The 17,356-nt window shown below is 35.8% G+C and carries 22 protein-coding genes and 1 riboswitch; of the genes, 6 read left to right on the top strand and 16 right to left on the bottom strand.

Annotation, left to right across the window (positions count from 1 at the left end; genetic code table 11):
* Position 1: 1 nt before the first annotated feature.
* The 3 genes from PXC01_RS11480 to PXC01_RS11470 all read right to left on the bottom strand — a co-directional run bounded on the left by PXC01_RS11480 (position 2) and on the right by PXC01_RS11470 (position 1,753).
* Entirely contained in the window at positions 2–691 is a 690-nt protein-coding gene (locus PXC01_RS11480; protein WP_276472440.1) for an ABC transporter ATP-binding protein, read from the bottom strand.
* Between the two features lie 239 nt (positions 692–930).
* Positions 931–1,233 carry a hypothetical protein gene (locus PXC01_RS11475; protein ID WP_276472439.1) on the bottom strand — a complete coding sequence of 101 codons (303 nt, stop codon included), beginning with the start codon at positions 1,231–1,233 and terminating at the stop codon, positions 931–933.
* Positions 1,234–1,372: 139 nt separating this feature from the next.
* Positions 1,373–1,753 (bottom strand): Fur family transcriptional regulator, encoded by a 381-nt coding sequence (locus PXC01_RS11470; protein ID WP_276472438.1) that lies wholly within the window; start codon positions 1,751–1,753, stop codon positions 1,373–1,375.
* An 81-nt stretch (positions 1,754–1,834) separates the two neighbouring features.
* Here PXC01_RS11470 and PXC01_RS11465 point away from each other — a divergent pair, with 81 nt between their 5' ends.
* The 5 genes from PXC01_RS11465 (at position 1,835) to PXC01_RS11445 (ending at position 4,857) form a co-directional block, all read left to right on the top strand.
* On the top strand, positions 1,835–2,236 hold the full coding sequence (locus PXC01_RS11465; protein WP_276472437.1) for a MerC domain-containing protein: 402 nt from the start codon (positions 1,835–1,837) through the stop codon (positions 2,234–2,236).
* A gap of 173 nt (positions 2,237–2,409) precedes the next feature.
* Complete coding sequence (locus PXC01_RS11460) at positions 2,410–3,183, top strand: 3-keto-disaccharide hydrolase (RefSeq protein WP_276472436.1); 774 nt, start codon at positions 2,410–2,412, stop codon at positions 3,181–3,183.
* An 81-nt stretch (positions 3,184–3,264) separates the two neighbouring features.
* Positions 3,265–4,026: a DUF5995 family protein gene (locus tag PXC01_RS11455; RefSeq protein ID WP_338089469.1), complete on the top strand. Its 762-nt coding sequence runs from the start codon at positions 3,265–3,267 to the stop codon at positions 4,024–4,026.
* A 267-nt stretch (positions 4,027–4,293) separates the two neighbouring features.
* The gene (locus PXC01_RS11450) at positions 4,294–4,458 is read left to right on the top strand and encodes a Lacal_2735 family protein (RefSeq protein WP_276472435.1); all 165 of its coding nucleotides are present in this window, start codon (positions 4,294–4,296) and stop codon (positions 4,456–4,458) included.
* A gap of 45 nt (positions 4,459–4,503) precedes the next feature.
* Positions 4,504–4,857 (top strand): DoxX family protein, encoded by a 354-nt coding sequence (locus PXC01_RS11445; RefSeq protein ID WP_276472434.1) that lies wholly within the window; start codon positions 4,504–4,506, stop codon positions 4,855–4,857.
* Between the two features lie 3 nt (positions 4,858–4,860).
* Here the strand turns inward: PXC01_RS11445 and PXC01_RS11440 are convergent, their stop codons facing one another.
* On the bottom strand, positions 4,861–5,223 hold the full coding sequence (locus tag PXC01_RS11440) for a DoxX family protein (protein ID WP_276472433.1): 363 nt from the start codon (positions 5,221–5,223) through the stop codon (positions 4,861–4,863).
* 97 nt (positions 5,224–5,320) lie between these two features.
* Here PXC01_RS11440 and PXC01_RS11435 point away from each other — a divergent pair, with 97 nt between their 5' ends.
* Positions 5,321–6,574 carry an FAD-dependent oxidoreductase gene (locus PXC01_RS11435; protein WP_276472432.1) on the top strand — a complete coding sequence of 418 codons (1,254 nt, stop codon included), beginning with the start codon at positions 5,321–5,323 and terminating at the stop codon, positions 6,572–6,574.
* 2 nt (positions 6,575–6,576) lie between these two features.
* On the opposite strand, the gene thiH is transcribed toward PXC01_RS11435, so the two are convergent.
* The 12 genes from thiH to PXC01_RS11375 form a co-directional block, all read right to left on the bottom strand.
* Positions 6,577–7,689 carry a 2-iminoacetate synthase ThiH gene (gene thiH / locus PXC01_RS11430; RefSeq protein ID WP_276472431.1) on the bottom strand — a complete coding sequence of 371 codons (1,113 nt, stop codon included), beginning with the start codon at positions 7,687–7,689 and terminating at the stop codon, positions 6,577–6,579.
* Positions 7,690–7,694: 5 nt separating this feature from the next.
* Positions 7,695–8,459: a thiazole synthase gene (locus PXC01_RS11425; protein ID WP_276472430.1), complete on the bottom strand. Its 765-nt coding sequence runs from the start codon at positions 8,457–8,459 to the stop codon at positions 7,695–7,697.
* Position 8,460: 1 nt separating this feature from the next.
* On the bottom strand, positions 8,461–9,114 hold the full coding sequence (gene thiE, locus PXC01_RS11420; RefSeq protein ID WP_276472429.1) for a thiamine phosphate synthase: 654 nt from the start codon (positions 9,112–9,114) through the stop codon (positions 8,461–8,463).
* 12 nt (positions 9,115–9,126) lie between these two features.
* Complete coding sequence (locus PXC01_RS11415) at positions 9,127–9,768, bottom strand: thiamine phosphate synthase (protein ID WP_276472428.1); 642 nt, start codon at positions 9,766–9,768, stop codon at positions 9,127–9,129.
* A 103-nt stretch (positions 9,769–9,871) separates the two neighbouring features.
* A complete protein-coding gene (thiC, locus tag PXC01_RS11410) occupies positions 9,872–11,731 on the bottom strand; it encodes a phosphomethylpyrimidine synthase ThiC (RefSeq protein WP_276472427.1) in 1,860 nt (619 codons plus the stop codon).
* A 70-nt stretch (positions 11,732–11,801) separates the two neighbouring features.
* Complete coding sequence (gene thiS / locus PXC01_RS11405) at positions 11,802–12,005, bottom strand: sulfur carrier protein ThiS (protein ID WP_276472426.1); 204 nt, start codon at positions 12,003–12,005, stop codon at positions 11,802–11,804.
* Between the two features lie 101 nt (positions 12,006–12,106).
* Positions 12,107–12,200, bottom strand: a riboswitch (TPP riboswitch).
* Positions 12,201–12,321: 121 nt separating this feature from the next.
* Positions 12,322–13,128: a hypothetical protein gene (locus tag PXC01_RS11400; protein ID WP_276472425.1), complete on the bottom strand. Its 807-nt coding sequence runs from the start codon at positions 13,126–13,128 to the stop codon at positions 12,322–12,324.
* The gene (locus PXC01_RS11395) at positions 13,128–13,736 is read right to left on the bottom strand and encodes a hypothetical protein (RefSeq protein WP_276472424.1); all 609 of its coding nucleotides are present in this window, start codon (positions 13,734–13,736) and stop codon (positions 13,128–13,130) included. Before PXC01_RS11395 ends, PXC01_RS11400 begins: the two co-directional genes overlap by 1 nt.
* Positions 13,733–14,836: a glycosyltransferase family 4 protein gene (locus PXC01_RS11390; protein WP_276472423.1), complete on the bottom strand. Its 1,104-nt coding sequence runs from the start codon at positions 14,834–14,836 to the stop codon at positions 13,733–13,735. Before PXC01_RS11390 ends, PXC01_RS11395 begins: the two co-directional genes overlap by 4 nt.
* On the bottom strand, positions 14,836–15,243 hold the full coding sequence (locus tag PXC01_RS11385; RefSeq protein ID WP_276472422.1) for a hypothetical protein: 408 nt from the start codon (positions 15,241–15,243) through the stop codon (positions 14,836–14,838). The genes PXC01_RS11390 and PXC01_RS11385 overlap by 1 nt, the downstream gene beginning before the upstream one ends.
* Positions 15,244–15,247: 4 nt before the next feature.
* Complete coding sequence (locus PXC01_RS11380; protein WP_276472421.1) at positions 15,248–16,201, bottom strand: hypothetical protein; 954 nt, start codon at positions 16,199–16,201, stop codon at positions 15,248–15,250.
* A gap of 1 nt (position 16,202) precedes the next feature.
* Complete coding sequence (locus PXC01_RS11375) at positions 16,203–17,354, bottom strand: glycosyltransferase family 4 protein (protein ID WP_276472596.1); 1,152 nt, start codon at positions 17,352–17,354, stop codon at positions 16,203–16,205.
* Positions 17,355–17,356 lie beyond the last annotated feature (2 nt).

The following is a 17,356-nucleotide window of genomic DNA, read 5'->3' as shown; positions in this document are numbered from 1 at the left end:
ATTAAATAGTTTCTAAATAAAGTTGATTAAGTTCATTGGCGTTTATTTCGCTAGCTTTCATTTTTTGCGCTAAAACACCCTCTTTCATTATTCCGATCGTAGTACCCAATTCTACAGCATTAAAAATATCATGTGTAGCCATAAATATTACCTTGCCCATAGCTGCCAATTCCTTACAGATTTTGGTAAATTCTGCTGTGGCTTTGGGATCAAGACCAGAAGTAGGCTCATCCATAAAAATGACTTCAGCATTTTTGGCAAGGGCAACCGCTATACCTACTTTCTGTCTCATTCCTTTAGAATAGGAGGAAAGTCTTTTGTGCTGTGCATCTTTCTGCAAACCTGTTTTGCTCAGAAAATCTTCCAATTCTGGCGTGGAATAGGAAAAACCTGCCAAACGACTAAAGAAATTAAGGTTTTCTATACCGCTCATATTACCGTATAGCTGAACGGTTTCTGGAATGTAAGCAGTAAGCGTATTGGTATCATGGACACCTACTTCTTTATTGCCAACAAAGGCTTGTCCACCATCTTTTTTTATAAACCCCAAAAAGATATTGATGGTTGTGGTTTTACCCGCTCCATTTTGCCCTAGAAGACAAAATATTTCACCTTTTGATACTTCAAAAGAAACGTCTTTTAAAGCCATTTTCCCGCTGTAGGACTTGGTTATGTTTACTGCTTTAAGCATATAAATGTTATGTATTAAAATTGAATGTATATGATGTAAATACCGTGCTGCGCAATGATAAACAGAGCGTTCAAGTATTTAAGTTCTAGTAGAAATAGCTAGAATCTGTATGGAATCCGTATATAATAAATCAGTTACAATCACTGCAACCTCCTTGGAATAAGAGGTTATAAAAACTAGTAAATGATTGAAAACCGAATACTTATCTCAAAAATGAAACAAGCAAAATTACAAATGGATTATACCGATTGTGGAGGTGGTCTAGTAAAGAGATAACTAGATAGAAACCTATCATTGTTGGCTTCAACAGGGGTTACGGTACTGACTTTAGCCGGCACTACATAGAAAACCACTTTTGGTATGGCTGAAGTTTCAACCTCTACTAAGGGCGTAAAATTAACGGCTGTAGTAATATGACAGACTTCACAATGTTGAATATCTGTATCATCTGTATGGTGAGTAAGCGAATGAAGACCTGCAACCTTGAATAACAATATCAAGGTAACATAAAACAAGGCTATAAGATGCTTAGCGTTCTTCATGGGAAGCTTCAAAAATAAATAATAAAATAATTGTTTTTACCAATACACCTTAAAAATGCATCTGAATTGGATACTATGAGAAGTATGGCACGTTTGTAAAATGAATATGCCCACGTTTACTTAGAATACTTTCATGCATTTAAACAAAACATGCTTCGCACTTACCTTGTATCAATAATTGTGATATCTCTATTTTTCTGTTTGGAATTTCGGGAAGTGATACATGTACGGGCAAACAATCTACCTTACCACACTGTAAACATTGAAAATGTGGATGAACATCTTTATGTTCTTTAGAGGTACAGCCATTGCATTTTGCATACCATTTTAATCCATCTTTCCCTAAAAAGGAGTGTAGAACTCCATCATCTTCCAACTTATCCAACACACGGTAAATAGTGGTTTTATTAAACATTTCTCCCAATTGCTCTATCAAAGCTTTTGCAGAAATGGCCACTGAGCCTGTGCTAAACTCATTAAGTAATACCTCAACAGCCTTTGTTTTTCTAATTACTCCCATAAAACAAATATAACGCAACTTTGTTGCATTAACAAATATTATAATTACATTTGCAACTTAGTTGTATTAACAATAACCTCAATGCTATTAATTAAACAAAAATCTGACATTTTAGGAACTTTTGCCAGTTCCTTATGTCTTGTTCATTGTATTGCCACTCCGTTTCTATTTCTTGTCCAAGCTAGTGCAGCAACCTTTTACAGTGGTCCGCCTGTGTGGTGGAAATCTTTAGATTACGTGTTCTTGGCTATTTCATTTCTTGCCATATTTTGGTCAACAAAAAATACAACACTAAAATGGATAAAACCAATGCTTTGGAGTACTTATACAGTGTTAACAGCTATAGTAATCAATGAAAAAATAGAACTCTTTTCTATACCGGAATTTGTTATCTACATACCGGCCATTGCTTTAATCATCCTGCATTTATATAATAGAAATCACTGTAAATGTGCTACTGATAATTGTTGTGTAATTAAATAATAAAGAACAGGTAGAAATAACTAAAAATAGTATTGCTAAACGGGCTAATTTCTATTCATTTAAATAATACTTTACCTGTAGAATTACAGATTATCTATCATTAATTCTAAATTAGTAATTTAGTCCTATATTCAACTTGTTGTATTACTAATTACACTTCCAACAAATAACCAATGACCAAAGTTTTTATATGTTTTTCAGTACTAACTGTAGTAATCACTGCTTCTTGTAATACCGACAAAAAAAAAGCTTTTGAGATTTCGCGTTCTAAGGAAATAGCCGCAAAAAATAAAGTTCACAACAAATTACTGGATATAGAAAAAGAGCAGGGTTGGAGCTTACTTTTTAATGGCGAGTCATTAAAAGGATGGCATCTTTTTAACAACCCGGATTCCACACAATTCTCGGCTTGGGAAGTAAAGGACGGAATGATATTTTGTAATGCTACTGACGAAAGTAAAATATTTGGAGATTTAGTTACCGATAAGGACTATGAAAATTATGAGCTGCAATTCGATTGGCAAATGGCACTTAGAGGTAATGGTGGCATATTTATCAATGTCCAAGAAACTCCCAAATATAAGGCAACTTACAACACTGGTGTAGAATATCAACTTTTAGAACCAGAACATATGGATACCAAAACCCCTTTAAAAAGACCTGGTACCATATGGGGATTGTCACCTCAATTAAATACTGTTGAAGCCAATCCGGTAGGGGAATGGAATACTTCACGAATAATCCAACAAGACGGAAAAATTCAATTTTATCTTAATGGTGTACTTACAGCCGAAGAAGATTTAAACTCCATAGCTTGGAAAAATAAAGTTGCCAACTCCAAATTTAAAGATGCACCAGATTTCGGAAAAACTAGTAAGGGCAAAATTGCATTTCAGAATTGGTATTTTGAGTCTTGGTTTAGAAATGTGAAAATTAGGGAATTATAAAAACATGATTTATATAGCATCGTAACAATTAGAAATGAATATTTTTAAGGACATTTTAAAAATCAGTATCGTAAATTTTAAATAAAGATCAACCGACCGACTACCATACAAGAAGTCCTAATTCAATTGGACGAAATCATAGATAGTGCCATAGCCAACAACGATCGCATAGGGTACTTTGCTTTTTTATACAGAAGAGTCACCGCCGAAATACTTAAAGAAGTTCAATTGGGCAATTTTGAAGATAATGCCCGAATGGAAATCTTTGATGTTGCCTTTGCCAATTACTACTTAGATGCATACCGCGGTTATAGTGAAAACCAACCTATTAGTAAATCATGGCAAATTGCATTTGATACTAAAAATGACCCTTTAACCATTCTACAACATATCATGTTAGGTATCAATACCCACATTAATCTTGATTTGGGTTTAGCAGCAAGCGCAGTAATGCAAAGCAAGCAAATTACCGATATTGAAAATGATTTCAATACAGTAAATTCTATTTTAGGTAATATTGTGAACGAAATGCAAGACCGCCTAAGCCGTGTTTCTCCATTATTGTTTTTACTTGATTTTGCAGGAAAAAATACCGATGAAGAAATTATAAATTTTAGTTTGGCTAAAGCCCGCAAAGTTTCATGGTTAAATGCAAATTTACTTTGGGGTTTAGGGAATGAGCACCAAGATGTAGCTATTCAGCAAATGGACAACACGGTTTTAAAACTTGGGAAACTTATAAAAGCTCCAAAATCAAAAATAGTTACCTACGCGCTAAAATTTTTAAGCAAGTTTGAAGAAAAAAATGTAGGTACGGTAATTTCTAGGTTGCGAGCGGATTAACTGCCCAAGAAACTTCTTATAACACCAATCATCCAAGGCTATACAACATTCTAATTAATAAGTTTTACTTAAAACTTAAAATGTTAAAATAATTCTGGTTCTACCAATATTTATTTAACAGTAGTGCCTATTACTTACACCACTGTAAGAAAACGAAATATGCTATTATGTTATTTTGTTTAATTTTAATATAAAATTATTAAACAATACGTATCTTTATCTAATATCAGTATAATTGCAGTATACACTGCTTAAATCTAAATAAATATGTTCGGAATATTTAAAAAGAAATCAGAGAAAGAAAAGTTACAATCTCAATATGAAAAGCTTTTAAAAGAGGCACATACCTTGTCTACAACAAATAGAAAAATGAGTGATCAAAAAACGTTTGAAGCCGATCAGATTATGAAAAAGATCGAACGATTAAATTAATTGGATTTTTACCCAAATTACCATTCTTGCATTTAAAACAAACGAATGACCATACTCAAAATTGCCATATTTCTTTCTAGCAGTGCTTTTCTATACTATGGTTATGAATGTTTAACTGCACAAAAAATGATAAACGAATTCGCTAGGTTCGGGTTAAAAAATCAACGTATACTAATCGGTTACCTGCAACTATTGGGAGGGCTTGGCCTAATTTTAGGATATTTCCTTTCTCCTATACTGGTTTTCGTATCTGCAGCCGGTCTTACTCTGCTTATGTTCTTGGGTTTTGGTGTTAGAATCAAAATTAAAGATAGCATAGCAGAATCGCTACCTTCATTAATACTAGGTCTTATTAATCTATTTATAGCAATAAACTTCTGTAAACAACTTACAAGCTAAACTTTATAAAAAGGCTATTAACAAACACAAGGTTAAGAACAAGGCCGCAGGAAAAGACTTAAATAACGGATCTTTAATTTTAAAATGCATTATTATAGAACCTAATAATAAAGCAGCTAACCCTAAAGCTGCAGGTTGTACCAACACTGGCACCCAAATACCTACAAGCAATAAAATAGCTAAGGTAACTTTTAAAAATCCTACAACATAGCACATAGTTTCCGATAATCCGTAAACCTTAAACTCTTCTATTATTGTTTTGGCATTACCTCCACGCCATTTAGTTTCCTTCTTATTCTGTATTAGCCAAACATTAAGAATGCTTAAACCAACAATAATTTGACATACAATTATTAAGTAATTCATTTTTCAGGTAGTTTTGTTTATAACGGTCAATATCAACTTTAAACAAAAATACTAATTATGTTTATATTTAATGTAAATTTGTTAAACAAAATAAGTTATGAATAAACAGGAGTGTAAAATACATATTATTGGTGCCGGTATTAGTGGTTTAATAGCAGCAACTGTTTTAGAACAACATGGTTTTTCTCCTGTGCTCATTGAAGCTACCCATAGCGTAGGTGGTAGAGTGAAAACAGATGTTATAAACAACTATCAATTAGACCGTGGTTTCCAGGTCTTGTTAACGGCTTATCCCGCTGCCAAAAAATATCTTGATTATGATTCTTTACAGCTTCAATACTTCTTGCCTGGGGCATCAATCTTTAAAAATCAAAAACAAGTGGTAATCGGTGATCCGTTAAGAGATACATCCCTACTTTTTTCAACTCTTTTTGCCAACGTTGGCTCATTTTTAGATAAAATAAAGATTCTAAAATTAAATACCAGACTTAAAAATAAAACTATTGATCAAATTTTCTCGGACAAAGAACAATCTACTATTTCCTATTTAAAGGCGCTAGATTTCTCTGAAAGTATGATAAATGATTTTTTTAAACCCTTCTTTAGCGGAATATTTTTAGAAGACCAACTAGAAACCTCTAGCAGAATGTTTGAGTTTGTTTATAAAATGTTTGGTGAAGGCAGTGCTGCATTACCTAAAGGTGGTATTGAAGAAATTCCCAAACAATTATTACAGAAATTAGAAAATACGACGGTTACGTATGATTCAGCCGTATCCTCAATCGTAGATGGTAAAATTATTCTTAATAATGGTCAAGAAATAGTAAGTGATTTTATTATCGTTGCAACTGAAGCTAGTAGCTTAATTCAAAACTTAAAGAATCAGAAAATTGATTGGAAGCGTTGTGATACTTTGTATTTTGAAACGGAAGACAGGGCAATTCAAAAACCGTTGATCGGATTAATTCCTGATCAAAACACATTGATCAACAATATTGTTTACCATACCGGTCTTAAGACATCCGTAAATGGCGGTAAGGAATTACTATCGGTTACCGTGGTGAATAATCAGGGCTTATCCGGGAATACTCTTGTTGACCAAGTACAAAAGGAGCTGAAAGAATTTTGTGGTATAACCACTTGCTCATTTATAAAACACTACAGCATTCCTAAGTCATTACCAAAATTAAGTGATTTGCAATATGAAATATCACCTTCTGAAACCCGCTTGACGGAAACTATATATTTGGCAGGTGATGTACAATTAAATGGTTCATTAAATGCGGCAATGATTGCTGGTGAAAAAGCGGCACTTGGGGTTTTAGAAAATTTGCAGGGTTTATTTAAATAAATTTAGGCCCAATTGTTAGACCAGTCTTTCCAAACCACATCTAAGCCTTGTGCTTTCAGCATTTCCGTAATTTGTTCCGTTGGTCTTTCATCGGATATTTCAAATTGCTCCAATGATTCTGGCGCTACGGCATACCCACCTGGGTTGGTTTTGGATTCTGCACTTATGGACGTAATGCCTAAATTGACGATGTTATTTCTAAAGATTTCACTTTCCCGTGTAGATATGGAAAGTTCTACATCTTCATCCAATAACCGAAAAGCACAAATTAGCTGCACCAAATCTGGATCTGTCATTTCAACTTTAGGTTCCAGACCGCCCGAATGTGGTCTTAACCGAGGGAAAGAAATGGAGTATTTGGTCTTCCAATAGGTTTTCTGTAAATATTTTAAATGTAGTGCTGTAAAAAAACTATCGGCACGCCAATCTTCCAACCCGAATAAGGCACCTAATCCAATTTTATGAATACCCGCCTTGCCCAAGCGATCGGGCGTGTCCAACCTAAAATCGAAATTCGACTTTTTACCTTTTGGGTGGTGTTTTTTGTATTCGTCCCTATGATAGGTCTCTTGATATACCAACACAGCATACAATCCGCTTTCGATCAATAGCTCATATTCATCTTGCAATAAAGGCTGAACTTCAATAGTAATGTTCGCAAATTGAGAACGAATTAATTGTAAGGCATTATTGATATAGTCTACACCAACTATTTTGTTTGCCTCACCGGTTACCAAAAGAATATGGTCATAACCTTTAAATTTTATATAGGCAACTTCCTTTAAAATTTCAGCATCGGTCAAGGTTCTACGCGGTATTTTGTTGGTCATGCTAAATCCGCAATAGGTACAAATATTTTGGCACTCGTTACTTAAATACATGGGCGAATACATTTGTATGGTATTGCCAAAGCGCTTTTTGGTCAACTGCCGACTTAACTGCGCCATTTGCTCCAAATAAGGTTTTGCAGCGGGCGATATCAATGCTTTGAAATCTTCTAAATCGCGTTTAGAATTGCCCAAGGCACGTAACACATCATGCTTCGTTTTTGCAAAAATACTCTCTAAGGTTTTATCCCAATTATAGGTGTCAAAGACCGACTTAAAATTGCTCATGTTGTTTAGTTCAAGAAACTGGTTAAAGGACTACTAGCTTCGGCTTTTTTATGCACTACCGGAGCCAATTTTGCTTCATAGGCCATTCTGCCCGCTGTTACGGCCATTCTAAATGCTTTTGCCATTTTAACAGGATGTTGGGAAACCGCTATTGCCGTATTAACCAGCACTGCGTCTGCACCTAATTCCATGGCAAAGGCAGCATGTGATGGTGCCCCAATACCGGCATCAACAATAACCGGAACATTGCTCTGATCTATTATAATCTCTAGAAAATCTTGTGTTTTCAACCCTTTGTTACTGCCTATTGGAGCGCCTAACGGCATTACACATTGCACACCAACTTCTTCCAAACGTTTGCACAGAACGGGATCGGCATGTATGTAAGGCATCACCACAAAACCTAATTTTACAAGCTCTTCTGCCGCTTTTAAGGTTTCTATTGGGTCTGGCAGCAAGTATTTTGGATCTGGATGTATCTCTAATTTCACCCAGTTGGTCTCTAGAGCCTCACGAGATAATTGAGCGGCAAATACCGCTTCTTTTGCCGTACGCACCCCAGATGTATTGGGCAATAAATTGATACGTTCATGTTGTAAATGCCGTAATATATCGTCTTGTGTATCTTCCACATCTACACGTTTAAGGGCAACGGTGACCAACTCACTTTCAGAAGCCAATAAAGCTTCTTTCATTAATGATGACGAGCTAAATTTCCCTGTCCCCGTAAACAATCGTGAACTAAACTTTTTATCTGCGATCTGTAACATATTATTTTATTTTTTCATCTGAGATCCATCGTTGCTCATCAAGCGGACCTCCATTAATCAATTTTTTAAATTCTGATATGGAATTGAAGTTTCGGGTTATTTCGCCAGATACCGCAATACCATGAACACCGATTTTCATTAGTTCCGTAACATCTTCCAAAACAATACCACCTATGGCAATAACCGGTACCTGCGATTTCAATTCTTCAAGGATGGCCAAATACCCGTTTATGCCTAAAACCGGACTCAAATTTTCTTTGGTCTTCGTAAAACGAAAAGGACCTAGACCTATATAATCCACTTTCTTATCCAATAAAGCTTCACAATCTTCTAAGGTATTGGCCGTACCGCCAATAATTTGCCATGATGCCAGTTCTTTTCTAGCAACGGTAGGGCAGGTATCGGTCTTTCCTAAATGTACTCCGTCCGCTTTTACCGAAGCTGCAATCTTATAAAAGTCATTGATTATTAATCTCGTCTGGTATTTTTCCGTGATCTCCCTTGCTTTTTTTGCGGTTTCCCAAACCGTTTTTCCCGGTAACTTCTTTAGGCGTAGCTGCACCAGTTCCGCTCCTGCGGTACATGCTTTTTGAATGTGTTCTAAATGCTCTTCGGGTGTTTGTCCCTGTGATATATAGTGTAATTTCGGAATCATATATTTTACTGCTTAATTGCCTTTTGTATTGTTCTCTAATTGTGCCTGCCGCTTTTCCATCCATACCTGCTCATATGCCGTTTTTAAGCTTATAAAGCTTTGTATAGGGTTGTCCATATTCCATACACCGCCTAAGACCCCAATTCCCCTAAACCCTAAACTTAAGGTTTCCGCTATGTTGGTATTGGTAATACCGCCCATACCTATAACCAATTTAGTACTATGGTTGACATTAAAACCTTTACCTTCATATCCCTTTTTAGAGATGGATGTAAAAACGGGACTCAGCAAATGGTAATCGAACTCAAATTCACAATTTTCCAATACCTGTGGGTCATGAAAAGAGGAACTTATGGTTTTACCATACATATTCAGTTTTTTAAAGTACTGACCGGGGTTATCAATATGATCTATTCGCATTTGTTCTTGAAAATGCAACCCTTTTAGAGAATAATCATTGATCAGCTCATGATGTAAGTGTACTACGATTCTATTATGATATTTTGAATCTATAGCATTCAAATAATCACAATGTTCTTGATAGTCCTTAAAAGGTTTTCTTAGATGATAATATTCCAAACCTTCCTGAAACAATTGATGTAGCAGTTCAATTTCGTTAGGAATATCTTTTTCCGGTGCTATTAGTACGATCATTTTTTTGAGTTAAGGATTGCAATGAAAATCCTTTTGCCTTTTTGCAAAAGATTGAAATGGAAAGCCTGCCCACGCTTTTTAGCGTGGGAACTTCCTTAAACACTTAAAGATAGACTTCTGAACCTTTCTCTTTAAATTCTTTTGACTTTTCATCCATTCCCTTTTGAATGACCTCATTGTTTACAATTTCATTGCTTGCTGCAAAATCCCGTACTTCTTGAGATATTTTCATGGAACAGAATTTGGGTCCGCACATGGAGCAGAAGTGTGCAATTTTGGCCCCTGCCGCAGGTAAAGTTTCATCATGATACTCGCAGGCGCGCTCTGGATCTAAACCTAAGTTGAATTGGTCTTCCCATCTAAACTCAAATCGTGCTTTGCTTAATGCATTGTCACGGTGTTGAGAACCCGGGTGACCTTTGGCGAGATCTGCGGCATGGGCTGCCAATTTGTAGGTTACCACACCTACACGAACATCTTCTTTATTGGGTAGGCCCAAATGTTCTTTTGGGGTTACATAGCATAACATGGCGCAACCGTACCAGCCAATCATTGCCGCACCTATTCCAGAGGTTATATGATCATAACCCGGTGCAATATCGGTAGTCAAGGGTCCTAAAGTGTAAAAAGGTGCTTCATCACAGACTTGGATCTGCTTTTCCATATTTTCCTTGATCATATGCATGGGAACATGACCAGGACCTTCAATAAAACATTGTACCTCATGCTTGCGCGCAATTTGTGTTAATTCCCCTAAGGTTTCCAGTTCTGCAAACTGAGCTTCGTCATTGGCATCAGCTACCGAGCCCGGGCGTAGACCATCACCTAATGAGAATGCCACATCATACTGTTTTAAAATCTCGCAGATCTCTTCAAAATGGGTATATAAAAAGCTCTCTTTATGATGCGCCAAGCACCATTTTGCCATAATAGACCCTCCACGAGATACAATACCCGTTACGCGCTTTGCGGTCATTGGTATATAACGCAGCAATACCCCGGCGTGAATGGTAAAATAATCTACGCCTTGTTCCGCTTGTTCTATTAAGGTATCCTTAAAAATCTCCCATGTAAGATCTTCTGCAACTCCGTTCACCTTTTCCAATGCCTGATAAATGGGTACCGTACCTACCGGAACAGGAGAGTTGCGAATGATCCATTCCCGGGTTTCGTGAATGTTTTCACCTGTTGACAGGTCCATAATGTTATCCGCTCCCCAGCGGCATGCCCAGACCGCCTTTTCCACTTCTTCTTCAATAGAGGAGGTCACTGCGGAATTACCTATGTTCGCATTTATTTTTACCAGAAAATTACGCCCCAAGATCATAGGCTCTGCCTCTGGGTGGTTAATATTAGAAGGTATAACGGCACGGCCACGTGCCACTTCGTCCCTTACAAATTCTGGCGTAATCTTTTGTGGAATAGACGCTCCAAAATGCTCACCCTTATGTTGTTCCCTAATCTGGGTCATTTCATCTATACGCTGATTTTCACGTATGGCTATATACTCCATCTCTGGAGTAATGATCCCTTTCTTAGCATAATGTAGCTGCGTAACATTTTCGCCTTTTTTTGCCCGCAACGGTTTCTTCAAAAGCTTAAAACGCATGTGATCTAAACTTTTATCGTTCAATCTCTCGTTGCAATATTTTGATGAGTACGTATCCAATTCTTCTACATTACCTCTTTCCCTGATCCAATTTTCACGAATTCTCTCAATACCTGCGTGCACATCTATCTCTATGTTAGGATCGGTATACGGACCAGAAGTATCATAAACGGTTACCGGTTCATTAGGAGTTTTCTTTTTGGTCAAGGAATCTATGGTATCCGTCAACGTTATTTCGCGCATTGCTACCTTTATTTCAGGATACAATTTTCCCGGTACGTAAATTTTTTGGGAATTGGGAAATGGTTTACGGGTTATACCGCCTTGTTTAGGTGCTGTATCTTTATTCTTCATATTCTTGTACGGTGATTTTTGTGGTCGTTATCTTTTGTACCTAGTGTTATTACTAATTTGAAGTGGAATTTTACCCTCCTTGTGTAGCCCTGATCACTAAAACTTTATCATTTTCGTTCAGCGTTTTGGTGTTCCAAGCACTCTTGGTAATAATATTCTCATTGACCGCTACGGCAATGCCATTTTCGGAAATCTTCAATTCTTTGATAATACGGTCTAAAGTAGTGTCAGGCCTAAATAGGTGAGGGGTGTCGTTTACGATTATGTTTATCATCTGCTTAAAAATTTAATCAAGAGCGCATGGCCACATTGATTTGATTACAGTGTAAACTAGGGGAATTTGAAATTGAAATGATAATTGGAAAGTACAGGTAGTTGTTCCCGATAACTTTTCCCTACGTTGATATTAATCAAATCAGGTTCTAAGGATATTTCTCAAACTATGAAATAGCTACTCCTAAAGTCTACATGGCTAAGTTAGGAATTAGATATGAGATATGATGGTGAAAGTTAGTATGATTACCAGTTTATTTCAAATTCATTAATATCTGTTAAGTTCAACATCAGCTGCTCTACTATTTTAATACCTTTCAAAGCAACCGCTTCCTCAAAAACTGGTCATCATACTTTCGTTTAAAAGGCAATACATGCTGTTTTTCTCTATATTTCTTAGTTTCTAGAATACTATTAAACCCACTTCCAGTAAAGATTTTTGACGCCTCTTTTAAATGCTTATCTGCTATACCAACACTATGAATAACACTAGAATTTTTAAAGACTTGCTGTTCTGGAATTTTAGAAAATGAATAGATATAAATGTGTTCATTTGTGCGGTACAATAGCGCTTGTCTGTACAATAACAAAACCTCATCTATAGGGGAGGAGTGCATCACCAAAAAATAGGGTTTCTTAAGTGTTACTTCTTGTGAACATTCTCTTGGTTTTAATTGTAGTGTTAGTGGAATTACTTCCTTGTAATTATAATTCGCCAGCATAACTCCCTTTTCAAGGCTATATATGACATCGTAAACGGGCCTCTCATATTTTTCAAAGTAATCTTTATGTAATATGCGAACCAGTAATACGGTCTGTATGGTAGTAAGTTCTGTGATGCTATTTTCGAGTTCCCCGTAAAATCCCGCAGGGAAAACATCAACAACCAAAGTAGCTATCTTATAATCCGTTATGCAGTTTCGAAGAAAGAGGTCGAAACCTTCTTTATCCTTAAAGAATGCATCTTCTTTATGTATCGTTTTTATATCTTTTGGTACCCGGTCATGGTAAATAGAGTTTGTCAACAACACACAATCCGCCAGTGGAATATTTTGTGTGTATATGTAATTCAGAACCCTGTTTATATGCCCAAAACCGGCACCATAGACATAAAATAAATACACTATATCTTATTTAATAATTCTGCGATAATGAACATTTTATGCTCATTAGGTATCTCATCTATCGCCAAAATTGCATACACATAACTTTCTTGATTTGAAGAAAGTGTAAAAGCTTCGGTATCGTTCACCTTTACAATGTTACCTTCTAGATTTACCCTATATAATTCTTCTTCATTACGTTTCACCTTAATTTTATCATCATAAGGACGGACTTCAAAAGCATTTTCATTCTCCTCATTATTAGAGATTTTTACTTTGTCTGGGTATATCTTTACTTTCCACAACAAATCAGAATCTTTATCACGTAATTTTAAACTTCCTTCTTTGAACTTTACCTCATACTTCATTTTTCCGTTGGCATAGAATTTATGCTTGTCTGGTTTACTTTTAAAAGTATAGGTCGTATTGTTCGCAACGATTTTTATAGGCGATAGATCAAAACCTCCAATTAATGCTCCGTCAGCGTTTGCTATGGTAACATCGAGGCTATTGGTTGTCGCACTTGCTTCAGTAGTAGTTTCTGCTGAGCTAGATGAATTCTTGTTTTCTGTTTTACAGCTTCCTAATAGAAGCAATGATAGTACAAAAAGTAGATGTAATTTTTTCATGGTTTTAAAATATTTAGGTAATTTGATATTTCTATTTCTTCGGTATACTTTGTTTTAACTTTCTGATACAATACCTCAGCCATAGCTTCCTTTTCTGCAGGTGTCATTTTATGTATTTGCAGCAGAATATCTAACAGTTCATTCGGCTGTAATGGGTGGTATAAAAATCCATCCGTTTTATCACTTATTACATCTTTTATTCCACCTACATTCGAACCGATTACTATGTTTTTCGTTGCTGCTGCTTCTAACAGTACATTCGGCATACCGTCATAAAAAGAAGGTATGGCAACGATACTAATGGCATTGTAGAACGAAACAAGTTCATTCTGATTCGCGAAAGCAAAAAACTGAACATTAATATCTAGATTTAGAATGTATGTTTTTGTTTCTTCGGCTACATCACCTATTAAACAAAGAACAAAATCGTTCTTAAGGGGAAATTTTGCAAAGGTTTCAACAAAATTTACAACACCCTTTTTAGCTTTTAATTGCCCTACAAAGGCTATCGGTATTTTAGAATTGAACGACTTATGTAAAGCATCTATACTTCTAAGATGACTTTTAGCCGGTTTCCATAACCCTGTATTGATTCCGTTTTGCGTAAAATAAGTATTGTTATGTGTTACTAGGCGTTCAATCTTTTCTCTTTTCTCGCTCGTAACGGTAAATACATGACTAGAGTTCTCTAACGCATATAATAATTGATTTCGCTTCTTTGAAAAGATACCTTCGTCAAAATCATTTCCTCTTATAAAAGTAATAAGCGGTTTTTGTATCCATTTAGCTAAAATAGGTCCGATATTAAGCGGTAGGTTGCCTCCAAACACACCAACGTGGGTCAAAGTATCTAAATAGGGGAGTTGTTGTATAAATTCAGAAGCCAGCGATAAGGTAAACTCCTCCGAGGTCTCAAAAGGTACTGCAGAATAGGTTCCTTTTACAACGATATCTGTTTTGAACTTTTTTTTTCTATTCGTAAAATGAATGACATGAACCGTAACGCCGTTTCGCTTAAAATTACGAACCAAGCGATCACAAGAAACTGCCATACCACCTTTATTAGGCGGATAATTTTGAGTTATTAATAGTACATTCATTAACTGTCAAAATAAGACCCATCATCAGAATCATCATGCAAGAAAACCGTTGAACTGCTATCAAATAAACTACCATAATCATCTGCCATAAATACCATATACGGGTATTCTTCATGGAATCTATTGATCATTTTCCTTCTCCAAACAGACCTATCTTTTGAATAGAGCTCAATATCGTTGGTCAATCTTGCATCGAATTCTACAAAGCAACTAATGCATAATATGGCGTTCTTTTTTTTATAAACTTGAAGTCCGCTATTTTGACTTACAATTTTATTGGCTTTAAACGCATGTATGTTACATACGTTCTTCTTGCATTTATAACAAACTATGGTCGGTTTATTTTCGCAATTGCGAACTACAAACAATCCTGTAAATTCTTCGCAACGTATTTTATTTTCTTCCATAAGATTAAGCGCTAGGTGTTACACAACTGTAGCAGGTGTTGATCAGGTTAATAACTTCTAAAGAGAAATAATCTACAGCAAATGAAGAAATGCTACTTTCTTCATACGGATTGTATTGAGCCGGATTTTCTTTTTTTACATCGAATTTTCGGTATACCTTAAATACGTAATATTCATCATCTTCAGCAAAGCTTATTTGAGTTGTATCTATCGAGGGGTTTAATTGATATTTGTGTTTCGGTATTTTCATTTTAATGGTAAAAGGATATGCAGCCCTATACTTGTGCTTTGTTTTTCTTTTACCAGAGCTTCCCCTTTTTTTAATAATACGTTCTCTTGTTCTTTCACTAAACTGAAAGAAGATAAGCGATTCATCATTAAAAAAACAGGACCCTTTACTAATGACCCGCTCATAGTTTTTTTCTACGCCAGATATAAATCCCCTAGATTCACTTGTGTACGATTCATTTTTAATCAGGTTTTCTTCTGTTACCGTATCTTTTACATTCGCCTCTAAGGCTATTCTAGAATCTAACTGCAAGTCTTCTTCTATCAAGGTAAACAAGGCAGAAAAGTAATCGGCAAAAAAGTCAAAACCGTCTGTAAAATTCTTTTTAAACTTCTTGTTCGTTAAATAGGTCATGATACCCGCAACGATCAACCCAGGACAAGTGAGCATACCTATTACTCCAAAAAATGCTCCTATTGTCTCGGATATAAAGTTCAACGGAATTGATAAAAAATTACATAAGAAAACACCAAGAAGAATAAACCAAATTTTCTTTATACGCTTACTCTTTTGTTCTTGGGCTATTTCTCGTTGTAATACACAGGCCCTGAAAAAACGAATCCATTTTATAGGTGTTTTTTTAGAACTAAAACCACGGTGTAAGTGCGCTCTTTCTATAGGGGCTCCTATATATTGTTCTTTATTTAATACATTGCCTTGTCTATCCATTTTAGAGCGTTAGTTCTTGGTATATGTTTTTCAATTTCTCTTTTTGAGTATCCCACAAAAAAGTACTTTTTACCTTTTTAAAAGCATTAGAAATGTAGGTTTTCTTTCGTTCCGGTTCATCTAATACAAATCGAATACAACGTGCAAGATCTTGTTCTCTATCAGGCTCAAAAAGTAATGCTTCTTTTTCAGTAACCAATTCTGTAACCACTGGTAATTCAGCTGCAATGACCACTGTCTCACAAGCCATGCTTTCTAATATCTTTAGTGGAGAACAACCTTGTGTAATATTTCTATCACATGCCTTTAAAGGCGCTATTGAAGCTTCTGCGAAATATATGTAGTTGTACAAGTCTTTTTTTGAAAGTCTCGATTTTAAAATAACACAATCTTCTAAGCCTAATTTTTCCAACAACTTTTTATAAGGTTTAAAAGCTTTTTCTTTTACCGCCAAACAAATAACCAATTTCAGATCTTCAAAATCTTCCAAGTACGTCATTGCTTTTAGCAATACATCTACACCTTGCCACGGCTGTATGGCGCCAAAGTAGATAATGTACTGTTCAGGAGCATCAATGGGTTTTTCGTAAGATTCTGGTATATGTGCCCCGTTCGGTATCACTTTAATTTTATCGGCATTAACGGAATATTCTGTTTCTAAGTAGGTTTTTGTTACTTCGGATGGCGTAATAATCACAGTAGCTTTTTGTAAACACTGCAACTCAATTTCTCTAAGTTTTTCTAAAAAAGAGGGTGTTAAATTAGGGTATCTGTAAGGTAGTTCTATCGAAGTTAGGGCGTTTACTTCAAAAATTGTTTTTATACTAGGCTCGGCGGTTAAGCCCATGCCGCTCCAAACATCTCTAAAATGACCTATTTGAATAGATTCTTTATTTTTTTGGATATCAATGAATAGCTGCTGCGAGAAAAGTGAAGCTTTTTCCAAATAATTCATCTTCTCTTCGTTGTAATAGCGCTTAATGACAATATTACCTTCTGTTTGTACGGCAGGGTAGGTGCTATTGCCTCGTAAGCAGAATAATTGCAATTCATCGCATTGCTGTGAAGATACATTGATCATCTCTCTTATATGCGTAGATGCACCTTTTGCGCTAGGGAAAACATCATATGTAGCGTAGACATTTCTTGTCATTG

Origin of the sequence: Maribacter huludaoensis (genome assembly GCF_029350945.1) — a bacterium.
Lineage (GTDB): Bacteria > Bacteroidota > Bacteroidia > Flavobacteriales > Flavobacteriaceae > Maribacter > Maribacter huludaoensis.
This window is presented reverse-complemented; position numbering and strand designations above follow the sequence as displayed.